At 70.8% G+C, this 21,369-nt stretch carries 19 protein-coding genes; 12 read left to right on the top strand and 7 right to left on the bottom strand.

Annotation, left to right across the window (positions count from 1 at the left end; all coding sequences use genetic code 11):
• Positions 1-35 precede the first annotated feature (35 nt).
• Positions 36-599 carry an RBBP9/YdeN family alpha/beta hydrolase gene (locus tag ACZ6SQ_RS00740; RefSeq protein ID WP_469555050.1) on the top strand — a complete coding sequence of 188 codons (564 nt, stop codon included), beginning with the start codon at positions 36-38 and terminating at the stop codon, positions 597-599.
• 76 nt (positions 600-675) lie between these two features.
• Here ACZ6SQ_RS00740 and ACZ6SQ_RS00735 read toward each other — a convergent pair whose 3' ends face one another.
• Entirely contained in the window at positions 676-939 is a 264-nt protein-coding gene (locus ACZ6SQ_RS00735; RefSeq protein ID WP_469555048.1) for a hypothetical protein, read from the bottom strand.
• A 226-nt stretch (positions 940-1,165) separates the two neighbouring features.
• Between ACZ6SQ_RS00735 and ACZ6SQ_RS00730 the strand changes: the two genes are divergently transcribed.
• Positions 1,166-2,002, top strand: a complete 837-nt coding sequence (locus ACZ6SQ_RS00730) for a DUF2182 domain-containing protein (RefSeq protein ID WP_469555045.1) — start codon at positions 1,166-1,168, stop codon at positions 2,000-2,002.
• Positions 2,003-2,127: 125 nt separating this feature from the next.
• On the top strand, positions 2,128-2,784 hold the full coding sequence (locus ACZ6SQ_RS00725) for a DUF1326 domain-containing protein (RefSeq protein ID WP_469555748.1): 657 nt from the start codon (positions 2,128-2,130) through the stop codon (positions 2,782-2,784).
• A gap of 52 nt (positions 2,785-2,836) precedes the next feature.
• Here ACZ6SQ_RS00725 and ACZ6SQ_RS00720 read toward each other — a convergent pair whose 3' ends face one another.
• On the bottom strand, positions 2,837-5,539 hold the full coding sequence (locus tag ACZ6SQ_RS00720) for a SpoIIE family protein phosphatase (RefSeq protein WP_469555041.1): 2,703 nt from the start codon (positions 5,537-5,539) through the stop codon (positions 2,837-2,839).
• A 766-nt stretch (positions 5,540-6,305) separates the two neighbouring features.
• On the opposite strand from ACZ6SQ_RS00720, the gene ACZ6SQ_RS00715 reads away from it, so the two are divergent.
• The 5 genes from ACZ6SQ_RS00715 to ACZ6SQ_RS00695 are packed head-to-tail and all read left to right on the top strand — an operon-like array spanning position 6,306 to position 10,479.
• Positions 6,306-7,700 carry an ATP-binding protein gene (locus tag ACZ6SQ_RS00715; protein WP_469555038.1) on the top strand — a complete coding sequence of 465 codons (1,395 nt, stop codon included), beginning with the start codon at positions 6,306-6,308 and terminating at the stop codon, positions 7,698-7,700.
• Positions 7,697-8,131, top strand: coding sequence for a roadblock/LC7 domain-containing protein (locus ACZ6SQ_RS00710; protein ID WP_469555035.1), 435 nt, complete (start codon positions 7,697-7,699; stop codon positions 8,129-8,131). Before ACZ6SQ_RS00715 ends, ACZ6SQ_RS00710 begins: the two co-directional genes overlap by 4 nt.
• Positions 8,128-8,490 carry a DUF742 domain-containing protein gene (locus ACZ6SQ_RS00705; protein ID WP_469555033.1) on the top strand — a complete coding sequence of 121 codons (363 nt, stop codon included), beginning with the start codon at positions 8,128-8,130 and terminating at the stop codon, positions 8,488-8,490. Before ACZ6SQ_RS00710 ends, ACZ6SQ_RS00705 begins: the two co-directional genes overlap by 4 nt.
• Complete coding sequence (locus ACZ6SQ_RS00700) at positions 8,468-9,067, top strand: GTP-binding protein (protein WP_469555030.1); 600 nt, start codon at positions 8,468-8,470, stop codon at positions 9,065-9,067. The genes ACZ6SQ_RS00705 and ACZ6SQ_RS00700 overlap by 23 nt, the downstream gene beginning before the upstream one ends.
• Positions 9,064-10,479 (top strand): cytochrome P450, encoded by a 1,416-nt coding sequence (locus ACZ6SQ_RS00695; protein WP_469555027.1) that lies wholly within the window; start codon positions 9,064-9,066, stop codon positions 10,477-10,479. The genes ACZ6SQ_RS00700 and ACZ6SQ_RS00695 overlap by 4 nt, the downstream gene beginning before the upstream one ends.
• A gap of 78 nt (positions 10,480-10,557) precedes the next feature.
• Here the strand turns inward: ACZ6SQ_RS00695 and ACZ6SQ_RS00690 are convergent, their stop codons facing one another.
• Together ACZ6SQ_RS00690 and ACZ6SQ_RS00685 are read right to left on the bottom strand one after the other, a co-directional pair.
• Positions 10,558-13,101, bottom strand: a complete 2,544-nt coding sequence (locus tag ACZ6SQ_RS00690) for a WD40 repeat domain-containing protein (RefSeq protein ID WP_469555024.1) — start codon at positions 13,099-13,101, stop codon at positions 10,558-10,560.
• A 224-nt stretch (positions 13,102-13,325) separates the two neighbouring features.
• Positions 13,326-13,940 carry a TetR/AcrR family transcriptional regulator gene (locus ACZ6SQ_RS00685; protein WP_469555022.1) on the bottom strand — a complete coding sequence of 205 codons (615 nt, stop codon included), beginning with the start codon at positions 13,938-13,940 and terminating at the stop codon, positions 13,326-13,328.
• A 113-nt stretch (positions 13,941-14,053) separates the two neighbouring features.
• Between ACZ6SQ_RS00685 and ACZ6SQ_RS00680 the strand changes: the two genes are divergently transcribed.
• The gene (locus tag ACZ6SQ_RS00680; protein WP_469555019.1) at positions 14,054-14,989 is read left to right on the top strand and encodes an alpha/beta fold hydrolase; all 936 of its coding nucleotides are present in this window, start codon (positions 14,054-14,056) and stop codon (positions 14,987-14,989) included.
• 151 nt (positions 14,990-15,140) lie between these two features.
• Here ACZ6SQ_RS00680 and ACZ6SQ_RS00675 read toward each other — a convergent pair whose 3' ends face one another.
• On the bottom strand, positions 15,141-16,070 hold the full coding sequence (locus ACZ6SQ_RS00675) for an ADP-ribosylglycohydrolase family protein (protein WP_469555016.1): 930 nt from the start codon (positions 16,068-16,070) through the stop codon (positions 15,141-15,143).
• Between the two features lie 147 nt (positions 16,071-16,217).
• Here ACZ6SQ_RS00675 and ACZ6SQ_RS00670 point away from each other — a divergent pair, with 147 nt between their 5' ends.
• Positions 16,218-16,793 carry a hypothetical protein gene (locus ACZ6SQ_RS00670; protein ID WP_469555013.1) on the top strand — a complete coding sequence of 192 codons (576 nt, stop codon included), beginning with the start codon at positions 16,218-16,220 and terminating at the stop codon, positions 16,791-16,793.
• A 233-nt stretch (positions 16,794-17,026) separates the two neighbouring features.
• On the opposite strand, the gene ACZ6SQ_RS00665 is transcribed toward ACZ6SQ_RS00670, so the two are convergent.
• Together ACZ6SQ_RS00665 and ACZ6SQ_RS00660 are read right to left on the bottom strand one after the other, a co-directional pair.
• Positions 17,027-18,145, bottom strand: coding sequence for a fatty acid desaturase family protein (locus ACZ6SQ_RS00665; RefSeq protein ID WP_469555009.1), 1,119 nt, complete (start codon positions 18,143-18,145; stop codon positions 17,027-17,029).
• 7 nt (positions 18,146-18,152) lie between these two features.
• A complete protein-coding gene (locus ACZ6SQ_RS00660) occupies positions 18,153-19,208 on the bottom strand; it encodes a ferredoxin reductase (RefSeq protein WP_469555007.1) in 1,056 nt (351 codons plus the stop codon).
• A gap of 86 nt (positions 19,209-19,294) precedes the next feature.
• Between ACZ6SQ_RS00660 and ACZ6SQ_RS00655 the strand changes: the two genes are divergently transcribed.
• Both ACZ6SQ_RS00655 and ACZ6SQ_RS00650 read left to right on the top strand, forming a co-directional pair.
• Positions 19,295-20,434, top strand: a complete 1,140-nt coding sequence (locus ACZ6SQ_RS00655) for a PucR-like N-terminal domain-containing protein (RefSeq protein WP_469555005.1) — start codon at positions 19,295-19,297, stop codon at positions 20,432-20,434.
• A gap of 208 nt (positions 20,435-20,642) precedes the next feature.
• A complete protein-coding gene (locus tag ACZ6SQ_RS00650; protein ID WP_469555002.1) occupies positions 20,643-20,981 on the top strand; it encodes a thioredoxin family protein in 339 nt (112 codons plus the stop codon).
• The last annotated feature ends 388 nt before the right edge of the window (positions 20,982-21,369 follow it).

Raw genomic sequence — 21,369 nt, 5'->3', positions numbered from 1 at the left:
TGCGCCAGGCGCTCCCGCGATCGTAGGAGCGACGAGTGAAACGGTGGTGGGCAGTGGTCGCGTACGTCGTCATCCCGGGCATCGACGGCTCGGACGGGCAGCACTGGCAGACCGTGTGGGAGCGGCAGTGGGGCACCTCGGCGGTGAGGATCTCGCCTGCCTCGTGGTCCGCCCCCGATCTGGACGACTGGGTCGACGCCGTCCAGGAGGCGTACGACGTTGCTTCCGGACAGGACAGCCAAGTTGTGCTGGTGGCCCACAGCTTGGGCTGCTGGGCCGCGGCCGTCTGGCTGAACAGGAACCCCTCGACTCCGACGGGCGGCGCACTGCTCGTCGCGCCGCCCGACCCGCACGGGCCGGCGTTCCCACGCGAGGCGGCCGCGACGTTCATCGAGGTGTCGGCGCAACCGTTGCCGTGCCCGGCCCTGGTGGTCGGCAGCACCGACGACCCGTACTGCACCCCCGAGGCGGCTGCCGGGTTCGCGGCGCGGTGGAAGGCGCGATGGCACCTGGCAGGCGCGTGCGGACACATCAACTCCGCCAGCGGCCTGGGCCCGTGGCAGCACGGCCGCGGACTCCTGGACTCGCGTACCCAGTAGTGATCAGTCTTCGTATGGGACGCCACCCGTACATTCCAGCGTGGGGGCGGGCGTGCCGCTGAGCTCGGTGTCGTCCTCAGAAGGGGGCGGTGTGCGTTCCGAGGAACAGGACGTCGCTGTTCGTGTCGCCGTGGCTGGGGGTTCGCAGGGGGTGGATGCGCCGCTCCTGCCCGCTGTGGACGAGGCGGATCCGGACGTCGCTGCTCTGGCGGACGGCGGCGGCGATGTGCGCGGGAAGGTTTCGCAGGACACCGCCCCACTCCAGTCCGCCGGTGAAGCGTCCCAGCCAGGCCTCGGTTTCGGTGGTCTCTCCGTCGAACAGCAGCAGTACTTCAGACACGGTTCCAGCGTGCCTCTTGCGGGCGGTGGGGGCGCGGTGAGTGCCCCTTCCGGGTTCCTCGCGCTATGAGAAGGCCGGCTGGCAGTGCTGTTCGCGGTGCCGGACTCTCCCTGGTCGGGGCGCCGAGCCGAATGGCTCAGGGCTACGGACCCGGGCGTCCTGTCGGCGAAGTCGCGGTGGGGCGAGGGGCGTGCTGTCCTGGAAGTGCATACAGGGGAGCGCACCGATGCGGCATCTCCGGAACTCCACCCGCGGCTCTGCCCGGCCGCCCGCGCCCACCGCGCAGGGCGGGGGACTGCTGCCGGCGCGGCAGCTGGCGGTCGCCTGGTCGCTGATCGTCCTGATCACCGTGCCCGCCTGGGTCCTGACCGTCGGACAGGCCCGGGACATGGGGGTCGAGCCCGGCACGATGGGGATGGCGCTGCCGCTGTTCCTGGTGCTCTGGGTCACGATGATGGCGGCCATGATGCTGCCGTCCATGGCACCCGTGGCCCTCACCTGGGTGCGGGGAATCGGGGCGCGGTCCTCCGGGTGGAGCCGGGCAGGACACACCCTGGAGTTCGTGGCCGGATATCTGCTGGTGTGGACCGTCTTCGGGCTGCTCGCCTACATGGCTCTCCGCGTCACCGGCGATCTGGTGGAAGACCATCCGGCGGCAGGACGCTGGATCGGCTCGGTGGCCTTCCTGCTGGCGGGCCTGTACCAGCTGGGCCCGCTCAAGAACGTGTGTCTGCGCCACTGCCGCGACCCCATGAGTCACCTGGTGCGCTACGCCGGGTTCCGCCGGCCCGCCCGCGATCTACGGGTGGGCATCCACCACGGCGGCTACTGCGTCGGCTGCTGCGCCGGACTGATGGTGGTCCTCGTCCCCCTCGGCGTGATGAACGTGGCGGCGATGGCCGGGCTGGCGACAGTGATCTTCGTGGAGAAGCTGTGGTCACGAGGGCCGCTGCTCGCCCGGACGGTAGGCGTCGTCTTCCTCGTCCTCGCCGTCCTGGCACCGTTCCAGGACTGGCTGCTGCCAGGACTCCAGGAAGCGACGCCCTCGATGGACGGCATGTGAGGACCTGCGGCAAGCTGGAAGACAGAGGCCGCCCTGCGATCGGTGTGCGGGCTCGGGACACGCGGTCTCGCCACTCCGAAAAGCTCCCTCGGGCTCGACGGGAGGGAAGCGAGATGACGGACGAGATGACGGAACAGAGCACCACCGCGACCCGCTGGCATCTGGCCGGCGACTGGTTCGACGTCTGCAAATGCGCCATACCGTGCCCCTGCACGTTCGCGCAGCCCCCGACCTACGGCGACTGCGAAGGCGTGCTGGTCTGGCACATCCGTGAGGGCAACTACGGCGACGTACGGCTCGACGACCTGAACGTCCTGATGCTGGGCTCCTTCGTGGGCAACGTCTGGGCCGGCGAGCACAGCGACGCCTACGCCGCGGTCTTCCTCGACGAACGCGCCGACGACCGGCAGCGCGCCGCGCTCGGGGCCGTCTTCGGCGGTGAGGCGGGAGGCTGGCCGGCGCAGTTCGGGGAGATGTTCCAGCCGGAGATGCGCGGCATGGACATCGCGCCGATCAACGTGGAGATCGACGCGGAACTCGCCACCTGGCGAGCCGAGATTCCCGGCCGGGTCACGGCCGCCGCCGAGGCGCTCACCGGCCCGACCACCCCGCAGGGAACCCGCGTCCAGGTCCACAACGCCCCGGGCGCCGAGGTGGGACCGGGCCAGGTCGCCACCTGGGGACGGGCCACCGCTGACCGCGCCGACGCGTTCGGCTTCTCCTGGGAACGCTCGGGCAAGTCGAGCAAGCACTTCACCTTCGACTGGACGGGACCCGACTGAGCACGCCGATCATCAACGCAGGAACGGAACCCGGGGCAGTGGCCGGGCGGTGTCATGGCGCCGTGCCGTGGGGGAGGCCGACCGGGGTGGGGAGGGCCTGCTCCGCCCAGATGGTCTTGCCGCGGGGGTTGTAGCGGGTGCCCCAGTGGGTGGTGAGCTGGGACACCAGGAACAGGCCGCGACCGCCCTCGTCCGTGGTGGCCGCGTACCGCAGGTGCGGGGCGGTGCTGCTGCCGTCCGTGACCTCGCAGATCAGGGCGTTGTCGCGGAGCAGCCGTACCCGGGCGGGCGCCGTGCCGTAGCGGATGGCGTTGGTGGCGAGTTCGCTGAGGATCAGCTCGGTGGTGAAGACCAGGTCGTCCAGGTCCCACTTCTCCAGCACGGCCGTCGCCCAGGTGCGCAGCTCCGCGACGGCCTCCGGGTCGAACGGGATGTCCCGCTCGGCGATGTTCTCCGGGTGGATCGCCCGGGTGCGGGCGATCAGCAGGGCCACGTCGTCCTGCGGCTGGGCAGGCAGCAGGACGTCGATCATCGCCCGGCAGTTCTCCTCGGGCTCCCGTCGGTGGTCGGCGAGCGCGTCGCGCAGCCGCTCCATGCTCGCGTCGAAGTCCCGGGCGCGGTCCTCGATCAGCCCGTCGGTGTAGAGGACGATCTGGGTGCCCTCGTCCAGCCGCAGCTCTGTCGTTTCGAAGGGCGCGCCCCCTGTCCCCAGCGGCGGTCCGACCGGCAGGTCCGGGAAGTCGACGCTGCCGTCCGGGCGGACCAGTGCGGGCGCGGGGTGGCCGGCCCGGCTGACGGTGCACAGCCGGGTGACCGGGTCGTAGATCGCGTACAGGCAGGTGGCGCCGGAGACGCCCGTCCCGGAACCGTCGTCGCTCTCTTCCCGGTCGATGCGGTCGACGAGCTCGTCGAGGTGGCCGAGCAGTTCGTCCGGTGGGATGTCGAGCGCCGAGAAGTTGTGGACGGCCGTGCGCAGCCGGCCCATGGTGGCCGCGGCGTGCAGTCCGTGGCCGACGACGTCGCCCACGACGAGGGCGACGCGGCTGCCGGGCAGCGGGATGACGTCGAACCAGTCGCCACTGACCCCGGACTGCGCCGGAAGGTAGCGGTGGGCGACCTCCAGGGCGCTCTGCTCGGGCAGGGCGCGCGGCAGCAGGCTGCGCTGCAGGGTCACGGCCATCGCGTGTTCCCGGGTGTACCGGCGGGCGTTGTCGATGCTGACCGCCGCCCTCGCCACCAGCTCCTCGGCCAGCGACAGGTCCTCCTCGTCGAACGGCTCGGGCTTCTGCGTCCGCCAGAAGTTGGCGACGCCCAGGATGATGCCGCGCGCCGACAGCGGCGTGGTGATCAGTGAATGCACACCGTGGTCGACGATCCGGCGCGCCCACTGCGGGTCCTGCGCCTGCCACCCGTCCGCCACCGAAAGGTCCGGCACCACCTGGGAGAGGCCGCTGTCGAAGCCCTGGGCCTGCGGCGTGGACGGAATGAAGGTGATCAGCTTGCCGCGGGGGTAGAAGGGGTGGTCGTCGCAGATCCCGTGGACGGCGACGCGGCGCAGCTCCATGCGGCCGCTGGACGGCTCGTCGCCCTGCAGCACGGGGTCGGCGAGGTCGACGGTGACGAAGTCCGCGAGGCCGGGGACGGCGACGCGGGCCAGTTCCTCGGCGGTGTGCTCGACGTCGAGGGTGGAGCCGATGTCGGTGCCGGCCTCGTAGAGCAGGGCCAGCCGTTTGCCGGCCGCCTCGGCCTTGCCGGAGACCGCCAGCAGCTCGGTGGAGTCGCGGATCGTGGCGACCGTCCCCATGGCGCCGCCGTGGCGGTCGGTCGGCCGCTGATTCACCACGAGCAGCCTTCCGCCGGCCCGGTGCACCTCGTCGGCGGCCGGGCGGCCCGACAACAGCAGCTCGCGGGTGTCGGAGGAGAGCCCCGCCAGGTCCGCCGCGTGCCGGCCCTCCGCGTCGGCCGGCAGCCCCAGCAGTTCCTTCGCCTCGTCGTTCGCCAGCACCAGCCGCCTGTCCTGCCCGACGATGACCACGCCCTCGCGCACCGCGTGCAGCACCGCGTCGTGGTGCTCGTACATGCGCGTCATCTCTTCGGGGCCGAGCCCGTGGGTCTGGCGCTTCAGCCGCCGGGCGGTGAGGGCGCTGCCGGTGGTGGCCAGCGCCAGCGCGGCGGCTCCGGTACCGAGGATGATCGGCAGTTGCTCGTTGCCCGCGGCGGTGACGTTCTTGACCTTCATTCCGGCCGAGACCAGGCCCACCACCGTGCCGTCGGCGGTCTTCACGGGCACGACCGCCTGCATCTCATGGCCGAGGGGCCCATGGACGCTCTCGGTGTAGACGCGGCCGGCCAGGGAGGGCTCGATGGTGCCGACGAAGCGTTGGCCGATCCGGTCGGGCATCGGGTGGGTGTAGCGGATGCCCTGGGTGTCCATGATCACGATGAAGTCGACGCCCGCCTCCCTGCGCGCCGCCTCGGTCAGCGGCTGCAGCGTCTTCGACGGGTCGGACGAGTTCAGCGTGTCGACGAGGCCGGGGGAGTGCGCGAACGATTGCGCCACCGCCACCGACCGGTTGCGGGCCTCTTTGTCGCTGGCGCTCTGGGATTCCAGGACCAGGGCCAGGATCGCCCCCAGCACCAGCAGAACCACGACCGCCACCTGCACGGCGAACACCCGACCGGCCAGACTCCTGGGGCTCCTCGCTCTGCGTGACCGCTTTGAGGTGCCCTGGGAACGTTTGGCGCGTTCGACCATGCCTCCTTCCTAACATCGCACCACCCCGGCGGTCACCAGGCAGAACAACATTGGCGCCGAGAACGTTGCCGCGGGCAGCCGGCTCCGCCCGGCCGGCGCCGTCGGCCGGTAGCGCAGCGTGGCCGTCGACGACTCACCGGTGATCGAAGCCCCCGCCCGCCCTGCCGGCCACCGTCGCCGCCCCCGCTGCCGTTGCACCGCCCGGCGCGAGCACAAGGAACTGCTGGGGTGCCGCCTGTGGCGTCGGTGCGGCCGCCGCCGACGGCCGCCCGGCTTCTTCTCGGCGCCGCCCTGCGGGCCGCCGGGCGGACGGCCTCGTCAGGATCACGGGCTCGCGCCAGGCGGTCTCGTTCCGTCGCCGGGCGGCGCGGGTGCGGATGAGCTGCATCCGGGTCAGGTGGCGGACCTGGTGGCGGAGTTCCTCAAGTGCCAGGACAGAGAACGGACCGCCCGGCCGCGCCGCCGCAGCGGACATGACCTGTGGAGCACCTGTGAGTCTTCGCCATCCGGACGTAACGGACTGTTACTAGGTGGTAGCACCTTGTTGAACTCGATTTGTGCCCGTACGGCACTTGAAGCATCCCTTCCGGCCATGAATGATCGGGCACTCCAGCGCCCGTTGGACGGACGCGAGTGATCCCTGGCACCACCGACACCACGGTGCTGCGTCCCGTCCCGACCAATCGCGATCCGATGGTCCTCAGCGCCGGTTTCCGCCCGCCTCGTCTCCTCCGGGCCTGCCACGCTCCCCTTCCATGAGGATCTGATGACACAACACATACCGGAGGCGGTGTTCTGGTGCCTTGCCGCGGTCTCGCTCGCCGGGCCGTCGCTGCTGGTCCGCCAGTACCGGATCACCGCCGCCCTGCGCCGTCGACTGACGGCCCAGGAAACCGGCCTGCTCGCGCGTGAGGAGGAGGTCCGGCACCTTGCCGAGGTGCGGCTTCCCGCTCTCGCCGAGGCGTCCCGCCTGTCCGCGCCCGTACCCGGACCGCTCGACCCGGATCTCGCCGCGACGGAGTACGGCAGGGACCTGCAGAAGATCGTCGAGCAGTTCACCGATGCCGACCTGTCCGCACAGTCCCGCGCGGACAAGTCGGCGAAGGCGACGCTGAAGACGGCGATGCGAGCCATGCAGGCCCTGGCGAACGAACAGCAGCTGTCCATCTCGGACATGCAGGACCGGCACGACGACCCGCATATGCTCCAGGACCTCCTCGAGATCGACCACGCCAACGCGCAGTTCGGCCGCAGGGCACAGGCCATCGCCGTGCTGTGCGGCTCATGGCCGGGACGCCAGCGTGCCGCGTCACCCCTGCTCGACGTCGTACGCGGTGCGACGTCGAGGATCCGGGACTACCGGCGCGTCAACGTGAACTCCCGGGTCGACATGGACGTCGTCAGCCGAGCGGTCGAGCCCGTCGTCCTCGCGGTTGCCGAGCTCCTGGACAACGCGGCGCGGCACTCGCAGCCCAACACCACCGTCGAGGTCGCCATCCAGCCCGCCCACAGCGGCGTCAGCATCGTCATCGACGACGCCGGCATCGGCATGGAGGCGCTCGAGACCGAGGAGGCCACGCGCCGCCTGTCCGGCCTGGATCACATCGACATCAACCGGCTCAGCGACCCGCCGCAGTTCGGATTCGCCCTCATCGGCGTACTCGCCGCCCGGTACGGATTCACGGTCTCGGTCGACACGCAGTCCCCGTACGGCGGCGTGCGGGCCGTGCTCTTCCTCCCCAACGAGCTCATCAACCGCGTGCGTTTCACGGGTCCGCCGGTCCCCGTGCAGGGTGCGAGCGCCCCGGACACCCCGAAGCCGAAGCCGGTCTCGCCCGGCGCACCAGCCGCCCCCGCCGCCGAGGAAGCTGCCGCCCAACCGGGTTCCGTCGTGCCCCTTGTCCTCACCGGGCCGGCCGACGCATCGTCGAGCCTTCCCGAAGCGGACGCGGCGCAGTCGTCCACCGTGGGCGGCCTGCCCAAGCGCCGCCGACGCACGGCGAAGCGCGAAGCAGCCGCCGACCGCGCGGCCCCGGCCTCCTCCGACGCCTCGCTGGTCCGCCCCGCGGCCGAGGCCGCCTCCCGCATGGGCGCCTTCGCCCGCGGCACCCGCTCCGGCCGCGACGCCTCAACCGACACCGAAGGGAACGACCAGCGATGACCGGCCATTTGACCAACGGACTCGGATGGATGCTCGACGAGGTCCTCAAGGTCCCGGAAGCCCGCCACGCGATCCTGCTGTCCGCGGACGGCATGCTCCGGGCGCACTCCCAGGGCATCGAGCGCGACGAGGCGGAACGCCAGGCTGCGGCGTTGTCCGGCCTGCAGTCGATCAGCCGAAGCACCGGCGAGTTCTGCTCGCGGGAGCCCTCGCCCTGGCAGCAGACACTGGTCGAGTTCGTCGACGGGTACGTCTTTCTGGTGGCCGCCGGCGCCGGCGCCTATCTGGCGGTCTCCGCCGGCCCGGATGTCGACATGGAAGCCGTCAGCTACAGCATGCACAAGCTGGTGGACCGGTTGGGCAAGGAGCTGACGAGTCCACCGCGGCGGACCACCGAACCCGGCACACCGGACGAGTCAGGCACGGCATGACCCCGCCACGCCCCCCGCGCGACAAGGGACTTGTGAGGCCCTACGTCGTCACGGAGGGCCGCGCCCATCCGACACGCAACACCCTCGACATCGTGACGCTGGTGACGGCCGTGAACAACCGTCCCCTGGGCGGCCTGAGTCCGGAGAAGCGCCGTGTCATGGAACTGTGCCGAGGAGGAGCACTGTCGGTCGCCGAAGTCGCCGGCCGCCTCTCCCTGCCGATGAGCGTCACCAAGATCCTGCTCAGCGACCTCATCGACAGCGGCCATGTCATCGCCCGGCCTCCCGTCCCCAAAGCGCAACTGCCCGACGCCCGACTCCTCCAGGAGGTGCTGGATGGGCTCCGAAGCCGTATCTGAACCGCTCTACGTCGCCGACACGGTCACCACCGCGGCGAAGATCCTCGTCGTCGGCCACTTCGCCGTGGGCAAGACGACGTTCGTCGGAACGCTCTCCGAGATCCGGCCGCTGCGCACCGAGGAGACGATGACGCAGGCCGGCGAACTCGTCGACGACCTCGAGGGAGCGCCCGGCAAGACCACGACGACGGTGGCCATGGACTTCGGGCGACTCACGCTCAGCGAGTCCCTGGTGCTGTACCTCTTCGGCGCCCCGGGGCAGAAGCGCTTCTCCCAGCTGTGGAAGGACATGCTCTGCGGAGCGCTCGGCGCACTGGTGCTCACGGACACCCGAAGACTCGGCCAGTCCTTCGACATCATGGGGCTGCTGGAAGAGCACGGCATTCCGTACGCGGTCGCCGTCAACCAGTTCGACGGCGCGCCGCCCTTCCCCGACGAGGAGATCCGCGAGGCTCTCGACCTGCTCCCGGAAACCCCTCTGGTCACCTGCGACGCACGGGAGGGCATCTCCTCGACCAAAGCGCTGATCTCCCTCATCGAGTACCTCCAGACCCGCACCCCTCAGGAGCAACAATGACGACGCCCCGACCCGCGGGTGACGCCGCGCCTCCTCCCGGCTGCCCGGCACACGCCGACGCACGGACGGTCGAGCGCCTGTACGGCCCGGAGTTCGCCGCCGACCCCATGGCGTCGTACACCCGCATACGCGCCCATGGATCGGTGGCGCCCGTGGAGATAGCACCCGGCGTGCGTGCCTCACTGGTCACCGGCTACGAGACCGCCCTGATGGTGCTGCGCAGTCCGGGCAGCTTCTCCAAGGACGCACGCCGATGGCGGGCCCTCGCCGAAGGGACGGTGTCGGCGGACAGCCCGGTCGTGCCCATGATGATGCACCGGCCGAACGCCCTGTGGGCCGACGGGGACGAGCACACCCGGCTGCGTGGCGCCATCACCGACAGCCTCGCCCGCCTGGACCCCGACGCGCTCAAGGGATACGCGGAGCGCAGCGCGGACACCCTCATCGACCGGATCGGGCCCAACGGACGGGCGGATCTGCTGGGCGAGTACGGTGCGGTCCTGCCTCTGCTGGTCTTCAACCAGCTCTTCGGCTGCCCTCCCGACATCGGGGACAAGCTGGTCGAGGGGATGTCCGGGATCTTCGACGCCGACGCCGACTCCGAGAAGGCGAACGCGGTACTGACCGAGGGCGTCGCCGAGTTGGTCGCACTCAAGCGGGAACAGCCGGGGTCGGACGTGACGTCCTGGCTGATGGCCCACCCCGCCGGGCTCACCGACGAGGAGATGATGCATCAGCTGGTCCTCCTCATGGGCGCAGGCACCGAGCCCCAGCAGAACCTGATCTGCAACGGGTTGCGGCTGCTGCTGTCCGACGACCGGTTCGGAGGTGATCTCGCAGGCGGCAGCATGCCCGTCGAGGACGCCATCGACGAGGTGCTGTGGAGCGACCCGCCGATCGCGAACTACGCGGTCCACTATCCGCTCCAGGACGTTGAGGTCGACGGGGTCCTCGTGCGCGAGGGTGAGCCCGTTCTGATCAGCCTGGCCGCCGCGAACACCGACCCGGGTCTCGTGGGCGACCGCCGTGCGGGCAACCGCGCGCACCTCGCGTGGAGCGCCGGCCCCCACACGTGTCCCGCGAAGGGCCCCGCCCGGTCGATCGCCGCAGTCGCCCTGGAGAAGCTTCTCGACCGACTCCCCGACATCGAACTGGCTGTTCCGGTCGAGGAGTTGGAGTGGCGGCAGGGTCCCTTCCACCGGGCTCTGGCCGCTCTGCCCGTCCGCTTCCCGCCGATCACTTCCGCCGTCCGGACCTCAGCGGACCGCGATCGGACGACGGATCCGGTCCCGTCGCCGTCCGCCCCTATGGCCACGTCGTCGACAGCGAGCGAACCCGGATCCGTGAGCGCGGCCCGACCGCGCTGGTGGAACCTCCTGGCGAGGTGGCGCCACCGGCGACAGGCCACGTGAGCGGTCTCGATCACCCATCCGGAAGCCGTTCGGTGCCCACACCGGGGACCGTGAGAGGGCCGGCCCCTCTGGCGCAGGTCAGCCGTCGTCTCGAGTGAGCACGACCACGTCGTCGCCCATCCCGATGACGAGGTCCGGCCCGACGGCCGCCACGCACTGGGCTCGCGCCGGTAGTTCGACCTTCTCCCGGAGCCGGACTTCGGCGAGATCCCAGACGTACACCGTGCCCCTGTTGTCGAGGGTGAAGGCGTCCGTGCGGCCGTCCCCGGTGGCGCACGCGACCGCCAGCACCCCCGAGGCATGATCGGGGAGGGTGGTCCGCAGGGTGCCGTCCGTGAGATCCCAGACCCGTACGACGGTGTCGTTCCCGCCTACGGTCAGGGCGTGCGGGCGGCCGTCGACGACGGTGTGGGCGAGCGTGCGGATCGAGTAGTGCCCGGTGGGCACGGTGGCGGTGACGCGCCGGCTCTTGGCGGTGAACCTCCAGATCCGCAGCGCGCCGTCGTCGCTCCCGGTGACCAGGTGGGGGCGGCCGTCGACGGTGACGGACTCCATGCCGCTCACCGCCGAACGGGTGCGGTCGGTGAGGGACGGACGGCCGGTGGCGTCCGCCGGGTCCCACACCCGCACGGTGCGCTCCTGGTCGGAGGTGACCACGTGCGGGCGGCCGTTGACGTCGGCCCACGCCACGGTCTCCACCCGATGGTCGTGTCCGGGCAGGCTCCGCAGCCCGGTCCCGGCTGCGAGGTCCCACACCCGGGCCTCGCTGCAGCAGCCCCCGGTGACCGCGTGAGGGCGGCCGTCCACCGTCGAGCACGCCAGCACCTCCACCCTGTGCCGGGTGGGAAGGATGAGTCGTTCCGTCCCGTCGGCGAGGTCCCATACCCGCACCGTGGTGTCCCCGCCGGTCACGGCGTGCGGGCGGCCCTCGATCGTCACCGCGTGCACGGCCTCCACGGTTTCGGTGTGACCCTTCCGCGCGACAGGCGGGAGAGCGTCACGCAGGTCCCATACCCGGGGGCGCGCGGAATGCCCGCCGCTCACCGCGTAGGGGCGGCCCGAGGCCTCCGCGCAGGCCAGCACGTCCACGTAACCGTGGTGTCCGGTCAGGACCGCGCGCTGTGAGCCGTCGGTCAGGTCCCATACCCGGACCGTGCGGTCGCCACCGGTGGTCACCGCGTGCGGGCGGCCGTCGAGGCCGACGCAGGTCACCGCGGAGATCCACGAAGTGTGCCCGCTCAGCAGGGCGCGCTCGGAGCCGTCGGTGAGGCACCACACCCGCGCCGCGTCCTCCCCACCGCTCCCGGTGACGGCGTGGGGAATGCCGTCGATCACCGTAGAGGCCACCGAGTAGACGGCGGATGTATGGCCCGTGAGCACGGCCTGCTCGACACCCTTCTCCAGATCCCAGACCCGCACGGTGCTGTCGTCACCCCCCGTCACGGCCATGGGGCGGCCGCCGACTTCGGCGAAGGCGACCGTCCGTACCGTGTCGGTGTGGCCGGTCATCCGGGCATGCACCGAACCGTCGACCAGATCCCACATCCGGACCACGCGGTCCTCGCCCGCCGTGACCGCGTACGGCCGGCCGTCGATCACCGTGCAACCCACCGCGCGTACCCAGCCTTTGTGCCCGCCGAGAGTTTTGCGCACAGCCCCGGTGTCGAGGTCCCACACCCGCACACCGCCGGAACAGGTCCCGGTCACCACGTGGGGGCGCCCGTCGATCTCGACGCAGTCGAGCGCGTACACGCCGTCGTCCTCGGTGATCACGAGGCGCTCGGTACCGTCCACCAGGTCCCACACCCGCACGTTCGAGTCGTAGCAGCCGGTCACCGCATGGGGCCGTCCGTCGATGACGGCGCAGGCGGCGGCGTCCACGCCCAGCCCCGCCTTGGCGAGGCGCAGCGCGGGGTGGACCATCGTGCCGGTGGCCCAGCGCGGGCGCCACGGCCGGACGCGGGACAGCTCCCGGGCGAGGCCGATCTCGCCGTGGCGGGCGGCGTCGACGGCGAGGATGTCCCGCCGCTCCGGCAGGCCGACGGTGGCGTGGACGTCCGCCGAGGCCCGGTAGACGCTCCGACGTATCCGCCTCTCTTCAGAGAACCGCCCCTCGGGCGGGCCGGAGGTGTTGAGGGCACGCAGAAGTCCGCCAGGTTCGGCGTGGACCAGGTACTCGGCATCCTCCAGCAGCTCGTCCAGGACACCGCCCGCGCTCGCGTGCGTGGCGAGGTGTCGGACGATGTACGGGGCGGCAGTCGACCAGTCGCGGCGCCCGGTGCCGCCGTCCGCGGGCACCTCGGCCAGCAGCGCGGCGGTGATGGCCCGTTGCGCCTGCTGCTCGCCGGCCTGATCTCCTCGGTCGCGCAGCCCCAGGGCCTCAGCCGGGTCTCGAAGCCGGTAGTCGGAGGCCGTCGGCGTCACCGTCTCGCTCAGGCGCCCACCCCACCGCTCCCGGCACTCGTCCACGTCCTGAGTCGTCCACGGGCGCCCCGACAGGGCGCGGGCCAGCACCGCCCACAGGGCCGGAGGCAGACCGGCGCCCTCCGCAAAGGCCAGCGGCCGCAAAAGTGCCGACAGGTCGTCAGCCTCGATCGCGCGCTCGTCAGATGCGCTCCCCACCGTCACCACAGGCTCCTCACCGGTCCGCCCCACCCGACCCTGCCGCATGGCAGCGGGGTCACTTCCTGTCCAGGACCCTACCGACGGCCACTGACAGCGACGGCGGTCCGCTCCGACCGGCCATGGGACTCGGGGGATGTCGGCGGCGCCGGGGGCTGCGCGGGCCACGCGAGTGACCGCCCTCGCCGGCGCTCAACCGCCCGTCGCGGCCGCCCCCGTTCCATTTATGCGCGCAGGCGTGCGGACAAGCCCTCGAAGTAGCTGCGGTGCACGGCCGTCAGGTCGACCTTTTCGGGGTCGAGCAGCCACAGCAGGTGGGCGCCTTCGATGAACGCGGCCGTCTCCGTCGCCAGGACCTGCGGATCGAGGCCCTCCCGGGCCGAACCGTCGGCCACGGCACGTGCGAACAGGGCGGAGAGGTGGCCGCGCAGCGCCCGGCCGCGGTCCCGGAACCAGGTGTGCAGCGCGGCGCCCGGCTCCAGGTTCTCCGCGGTGAGAGTCACGTGCAGCGCGGTCAGCTGGCGTTCGGTGGTGGCGGTGTGCTCGGCGTCCCGGACGAACCAGTCGAAGGCCTGGGCGAGGGTGGGTTCGGCGTCCCGCGGGACGGACAGCCGTTCCAGGGCGCGCCGGTCGGCCTCCTCCAGGACCGCTCGCACGAGCCCGTCCTTGCTGCCGAAGTGGTGGATGAGGGCGGAGGGCGTGGCGCCCGCGCGCTCGGCGATCGCTGCCACGCCGGTGCCGCGCACGCCCTGAAGCGCGAACAGTTCGATCGCGGCATCCACCATGGCGCGCCGGCGTTCCACACCGCGCTGCTGCACCTGCCCTTTGACTCCGGCCATGCGAGCAGGTTGCCCGGTGGGGCCCCACGGCGTCCAACCGGATCCTTCAGCGTCGCGCCGTTCCCGGGAAATTCCGGTGCGCACCCCACATCGGACCATTATCTTGAACGACCATGCAGGAAAATAGAAACGAGCACGAGTACCTCACAGGCCGCGAGCGCTACGTCCGCATGGACGACGTCGAGTTGTGGGCGGAGGAGTTCGGACACCCGGACCATCCGGTGGCCCTGCTGGTGATGGGCGCACAGGCCCAGGGGATCCAGTGGAACGACGGCATCGTCCGGCGGCTGGTCGACGGGGGCCTGCGGGTCGTCCGCTACGACCACCGCGACACCGGACGCTCCTCTGTCGTGGACTTCGCCGCCCGGCCGTACACGATCACCGACATGGCCGCCGACGCCCTCGCCGTACTGGACGCGTTCGAGACCGGACCGGCCCATCTGGTGGGGGCGTCCCTGGGCGGGATCATCGCCCAGCGACTGGCCGTCTCCCATCCGCACCGCGTGCTGACGCTGACGAGTCTGTCGTCCCAGCCGCTCGGCACGGACACGGTGGGGGCGGTGCAGCGCGCGCTGGAGGGCGCGCCCGCGCTTCCCAGACAACTGCCTCCGCCGTCGATCGAGTTGCTGACCGTGCTCATGTCGACGCTGCCCGACTCCGAGGCCGGGCTGGAGGGCTATCTCGCCGCCCGGCTGCCGCTGTGGCGCGTGCTGCACGGACCGGTGCTGCCGTTCCACGAGGACGAGTACCGCTCGATGGAGCGGCGGGTCTACGAGCGGGCGCGCGATCTGCGCGCCGGCATTCACCACACGCTCGCCGGAGCGGTGGGGTCCGGGTCCACGGCGGAGCTGTCGTCCGTGACCGCGCCGGCCCTGGTGCTGCACGGCACGGAGGACCCGATGTTTTCGCCACCGCACGCCGAGGCGACCGCCGCCGCCCTTCCGCACGCCCGGCTGGTGATGGTCGAGGGCATGGGCCACACCCTTCCCAGGGCGCTGGACGCCCGCTTGGCCGACGAGATCCTGCGTCACACGCAGGGCACTCCGTAGACGCCCGTAACCGTTCGATGGGCAAGCGGGGCGACGGCGGTCCGCAACGGCACGAGCCGACCCCGAGCTCAGGCCTCCAGCTGTTGCGGACCATGACGTTGCCGACGTGACGTCTGTGTGCGGCGCTGTGCGGGGCGCCGGTAGCCCCGGTTCAGCCTCCGAGGCGGTGCGCGAGGTCGAGCAGGTCCGCCAGGTGCAGTACGCGTCCGGCGGAGCCGGGGAGGGGGATATGGAGCTGCTGGGTCCAGCGGGACGGGATTGCCTGCAGCCCGTAGTACGCCCCCGCGAGGCCTCCTGTCACCGCGGCGACGGTGTCCGTGTCGCCGCCGAGGTCGATCGCGGCGCGCAGGGCGTCTTCGAAGCCGGTGGTGGTGCGCAGGGCCCAGACGGCGGAGCCCAGGCAGGGCCAGACGGCACCGTTGAACTCGGTCGCCTGTTCGGGGTGCCAACCGGGCGCGAGGACGGTGGCGTAGTGGCTGCGGTGATCGGGGTGGACAAGATTCAGGATTTCGGGGAGCGCGGTGAGGGGGTCGGTGCCCTCCAAGGTGACGCGGATGAGTTCGTGGAAGATTGCGGTGCCTTCCCAGGCCGCGCGGTCTCCGTGGGTGAGGGCGGCGATACGGCGGGCGGCGTCCATGGTGGCTTCCTGGCCGGCGGCCGCGAAGTACACCGCGGCGGTCGATGCCCGCATCAGGGAGCCGTTTCCCGCGGCGCGTTGGTTGACCTGGAAGTGCGTTGCGGCGGCGAGGTCCCAGGGCATGCCGTTGGTCAGGACGTCTTCGGTCTGCAGGCCGATGTCCTTGGGGTCTGATGCTGCCCACCGTTGGAAGCGGGCGAAGATGTCCGGAGGGTCAAGTCCGTGCCGCTCCAGCAGCGACTCCGCGACCAGGACGGCCATCTGGGTGTCGTCGGTCGCCTCGCCCGGGTCCCAGCCACCGCCGCCGCACATCTCGTCACCGGCACCAGGCGCGGGAAACCGCGTCGTGAACGCTCCTTGGGGACCGAACTCGAAGGGGCCACCCAGCGCGTCACCCACCGCTGAACCGACGATCACGCCGGCGGCCCGCTGCATCCGCTCCATACGCGCAGGTTATCTGCGCCGCGCAGACGGCGGGCCTGTCATCCTTCGGATCTCGAACCGCCGCGCGATACCCAACTCGGCCGTGACATAGGCGACTGCGGTGAAAATCCGTGACCGTTCTCTCTCGGGCCGTGCCAGTGTGAGGGCGTGGCAGAGATCGAGAGGGCAGATGTGTTCGCGGCCGGGCGGGGGAGTCTCTACGCATATCGGGTGCGCGGGCTCGGCCGCAGCGCGGTAGTTCTGTGGGTCGGTGGCGAGGGCGACGAACCCGATCAGGTGCTGGTGTTGCCAGAAGCCGATCGCTGTCGGGTGCCGGTGTTCACGACTGTTCGGCAGGCACGGGTGTACGTGAGCCGACGGGGGCGGACGCTGGCCAGTTCGGAGGCCGCCACTCTCGAGCTCACCCGTGTCCAGCATTGGCTGGAGGACCCGGTGCGCCGGCGCGTCCCCTCGGGCGCCGTGCTGGACGCCTGGAACTTCTTCGAGGACCTGGCCCGAGGACTTGGCGAGGTTCACCGACTGCCAGAGCAGAGTCCGGTGCACAACAGCGCCTACGAGAAGCTGTTCGGAGGCGAGTGCGCCACATGGACTCCCGCGGAGCAAAGCGCGGTACTGGAGCTGATCACGGCCGGGGTGGAGCTGTGGAACTTCTGCCCAGTGATCGTGAGGCCCTGCTCGAGCATCGCCTCCGACAGCGGACGGATCGTCCCCCGGGGCTTGTGATGCGTGCGTCGGAGGATTCTCATCCAAGAGGCGCTGGACGCTCGGGACCGTGATCACTCCGCCGGCGACCGGGAGGTGATCGTCGGCGAAGCTCTGCACGACCCACGGCGACACCGGGCCGCCCGGATCCCGTGTCGTACGGTCCGATGCCCCGGCCGCCCACCGTCCGCAGCGGATCTCACCGAACCGGCGGCGCCGTCGTACGGCCGAGACATCTGAACCGATACCGGGAATCAGGCCGCGAGGACCTCCTGCTCACGGTCCAGTGCCTTGACCTTGGGCTTCTTGTTCGGCAGGGAGAGCCGGACGACCTTGTGCCACGCGGAGAACACCTGCTTGGGCAGCGGCCCGGTGACGTACTCCAGCTCGTACTTCTCGAACAGCGCGCGGACCTTCACCGCGACCTCGGCGTACCGGTTGCTCGGCAGGTCCGGGAACAGGTGGTGCTCGATCTGGTGCGAGAGGTTGCCGGTCATGAAGTGCATGGCCTTGCTGCCGCTGATGTTCGCCGAGCCCATCATCTGGCGCAGGTACCACTGGCCGCGCGTCTCGCCCTTGATCGACCGGCGCTCGAAGACCTGCACGCCCTCGGGGAAGTGCCCGCACATGATCACCGAGTGGGACCAGAGATTGCGGACCAGGTTCGCTGTGAACGTGGCGGCGAGCGTGGTGAGGAACGACGGGCCCGACAGCAGCGGGTGGATCACGTAGTCCTTGAGGACCTGCTTGCGGATCTTGCGGCCCACGGCCTTGGCCCGCGCGCGGAACTCCGGGTTCTTGCGGCGGCGCTTGCTCAGGTTCCTGCCGAGCTCCAGGTCGTACGCCGCGATGCCGTACTCGAAGAAGCAGGCGTTGATGAAGTTCCACAGCGGCTGGCCGAGGTGGAACGGGTGCCACCGCTGGTCCTCGTCGACGCGCATGATGCCGTAGCCGAGGTCGTTGTCCTTGCCGATCACGTTCGTGTACTTGTGGTGCAGCTCGTTGTGCGAGTGCTTCCACTGGTCGGACGGCGAGACGTGATCCCACTCCCAGGTGGTGGAGTGGATCTTCGGGTCCCGCATCCAGTCCCACTGGCCGTGCAGGATGTTGTGGCCGATCTCCATGTTGTCCATGATCTTCGCCACGGACAGCCCGGCGGTGCCGAGGATCCACGCGGGCGGGAAGAACGAGAACAGCAGCACACCCCTGCTGACCAGCTCGAGCTTGCGCTGCGCCGAGATGACCTTGCGGATGTAGGCCGCGTCCTTCTCACCGCGGCTGGCGAGCACCTCGTCGCGGATCGCGTCCAGCTCGCGGCCGAGCTCCTCGATCTGCTCCGCGGTCAGGTGGGCGGTGGGGTCGATGGCGGTCAAGGTGCTCCTACCGTTCGATGTCGCAGGGGCCCGCGGCGGCGGACACGCAGGTCTGGATGAGGACGCCCGGTTCGGCCTCGGTGACCTCGCCGGTGCGCAGGTCGCGGACGGCGCCCGCCTTCAGCGGTGTGGTGCAGCCGAAGCAGATGCCCATGCGGCACCCGGAGGGCATGAGCACGCCAGCCGCTTCGCCGACGTCCAGCAGCGGCGTGGCGCCGTCGGCGTCGACACTCTTGCCGGTGGTGCTGAACGTGACCTCGCCGCCGTCGCCGGCGACGACAATGGTGGGGCGGAAGCGTTCGGTGTGCAGGAGCTCTTCGACGCCGTGCTCGGCCCAGTGCTTCTCGGCGGCGTCGAGCAGGCCCGCGGGCCCGCAGGCCCAGGTCTCGCGCTCGGCCCAGTCGGGCACGAGTTCGCCGAGACGGGCGATGTCGAGCATGCCGTCCGTGTCGGTGTGCACCTCGGTGAGCTGCAGCTTCTTGTCCGCGACCAGGTCGTGCAGTTCGTTGCGGAAGATCACGTCGTGCGGCTGAGGCGCGCAGTGGACCATGACGACGTCGTCGAACTCGGTGTCGCGCAGCATGCCCATCACGGGCGTGATGCCGCTGCCGGCCGTCAGATAGAGCACCTTGGCGGGCTTGGCCCGCGGCAGCACGAAGTCACCGGTCGCCTGGTCGAGGTGGATCAGCGTGCCCGGTGTCGCCCTGCGGACCAGGTGGTTGCTGACCTTGCCGTCCGGGATCGCCTTCACGGTGATCGTGACGCGGCCGTCCCGACGCTTCGCCGGTGAAGTGAGCGAGTAGGCACGCCACAGGCGCACCCCGTCGACGTCGACTCCGACCCGCACGTACTGACCGGCCGTGTGACCGCGCCAGCCCCGACCCGGTCTGATCACGATGGTCGCGGCGTCACCCGTCTCGGGGTGCACGGCCTCGATGCGCCCCCGCAGGTCGGCGCCCGCGCGCAGCGGGCTGACCAGGTCGAGGTAGTCAGACGGCAGCAGCGGCGTGGTGACCATCTCCAGTAGTTTCCACGCGCTGCTGCGGAGGGCTGTACTCGTCATGGCTCCAGCTTGCTGCGCCTCAGGGCGTAAAGTCCTGACCGCAGGACGTAAATCTGGTCAGCAAAATTGTTCGCAGGGAATAAAAAGTGAGCCATGTGATCAGGAGGGCCAGCGAGCTGGCCCTGGATGAGACGACGGTCACCGTACTTCGGGCCGGGCTGAAGGCCACCGCCGACGAGGTCGTCCAGGCGATCATCGACGAGGTCCCGCCCTACGCCAACGCCCTCTCGGGCCACATGGGCGCCACCATCCGCCGAGCCGTCCGCACCGCCCTGGGGCACTACCTGGACCTCGCGAGCGGGAACGCCACAGGCGGCGACGGCGGTGACGCGGCCTACGAGCTGGGCCGCGGCGAGGTCCGCGACGGCCGTTCCATGGACGCCCTGCTCAGCGCCTACCGCGTCGGTGCCCGCGTGGCCTGGCGATGCCTGGCGGCGGGGGCCGTACCCGCGGGTCTGCCCGCCGCCGAGGTCGCCAAGTTCGCCGAACTGACCTTCGCCTACATCGACGAACTCTCCGCCGCGAGCGCCGCGGGCCACGCCGACGAACTGGCCGCCCGGGGCAGGGCCCACGAGCTCCACCTGGAACATCTGGCCCGCGACCTCATCGCCGGCGCGAGCCCGGACGTGCTCCTCGTCTCCGCTCAACGGGCAGGCTGGCAGCCTCCGGTCTCACTGACCGCGGTCCTGCTGCCCGCCGGCCAGGCCCGGCCCGCCTACCGCACGCTCGACCCGAGCACCCTCGTCCTCGACGATCTGCCGGACGCCACCGGTGTGCTGCTCGTCCCCGACGCCGACCGATCACACCTCCTGCGGCAGCTGACCGACCGCACCGCCGTGGTCGGCCCCACCCGGCCATGGATCCGAGCGTCCGCCTCGTACGCACGAGCCGCACGCGCCCGCTCCCTCTCCGCCGATATCCGCGACACTGAGGACCATCTGCCCGAGCTGGTGCTGAGCGCCGACGTGGACGCCTTCGCAGACCTGCGCGCCCGAGCCCTCGCACCGTTGCGGACCTTGCCTGTCGCGACCGCACGGCGACTGGAGGAGACGCTGCGGGAGTGGCTGCTGCACCAGGGCAGGCGCGACGAGGTCGCGGCGGCGTTGTTCGTCCATCCCCAGACCGTCCGCTACCGGATGTCGCAGCTGCGGGAGCTGTTTCCGGATCTCGCATCGCCACAGCGGGTCCTCGAACTGACGCTGGCGGTGGGTCTCCGGGGCAGCTGACCCGTGCGTCGACCGTCCACGACCGCAGACAAGGCTTCGGAAAGCCCGCCGGGGGCGCTGTCTCCGAGAGGCGCGGTGGCGGATAGCTATGCGACGGCCCCGCGTTTCCTTTCCGGCCGGTCAACCGGACGACCGACCGGGCCGGGCTGGCACACCGCGCGAGGGATGATGGGGCTGGGAATGACGGAACGTGAGGTCAGGAGCATCCATGGCGAAGCGGGTTCACCAACCCCGGGAGGACGCGGAGTTCGATTTCATCCTCGGGATGAGCGGAGTTCCGGTCCTCGCGTACTTCACCGGGACATGGCCCAAGGCGATCGAGCCCTGCCGGGTGATGGACCTCGTCGTGGGTGGCGTCGCCGACGACTACGCGGGCCGTCTGACTGTCGTCCGCGCCGACATCACGCGTTGTCCGGCCGCAACCCAGCGATACGGGATCATCGGCGCCCCGTCCTACGTCCTGCTGAAGGACGGAGAGGCGGTGGCACACGGCACGGGGCCTATGACCGACGCCGAGGTACGGAAGCTCCTGGACGACCACCTCTGAGCGGCCTATGCGGCACATGGTCGCGACGCCCGTCGCGTCCCCGCCGGACCGGTCGACCGGGGCGACCTCGCCGATGGCCAGGCGACTTCGACCCGGCCACTTCGGCCGCGGGTTCCAGGCGTTCACCGGGCTCATGCCGTTCCACTGGTTCAGGGCAACCGGGTGCTTCACCTGCGCTATCGGGTGCGCCGTTGACCGAACTGAGCTGGTGCGCGGAGAAGTTCACTGCGAAGGTGACACGAGTTCGGCTTCCGGCTGCCTCTGCGCATCGCTACCACTCACTCGGTCGCCGACGGCATGCACTCCGTGATCGTCCGCGCCAGGAAGCCGAAGACCGCCGAACGCGCCCGGCCGACTGCCGAGTTGAGTGGTGCCTGCTTCGGAGCCG

The sequence above is a fragment of the Streptomyces sp. NPDC048600 genome, from assembly GCF_055587025.1.
The sequence above is the reverse complement of the archived record's forward strand: the minus strand, read 5'-3'. Positions and strand labels throughout refer to the sequence as shown.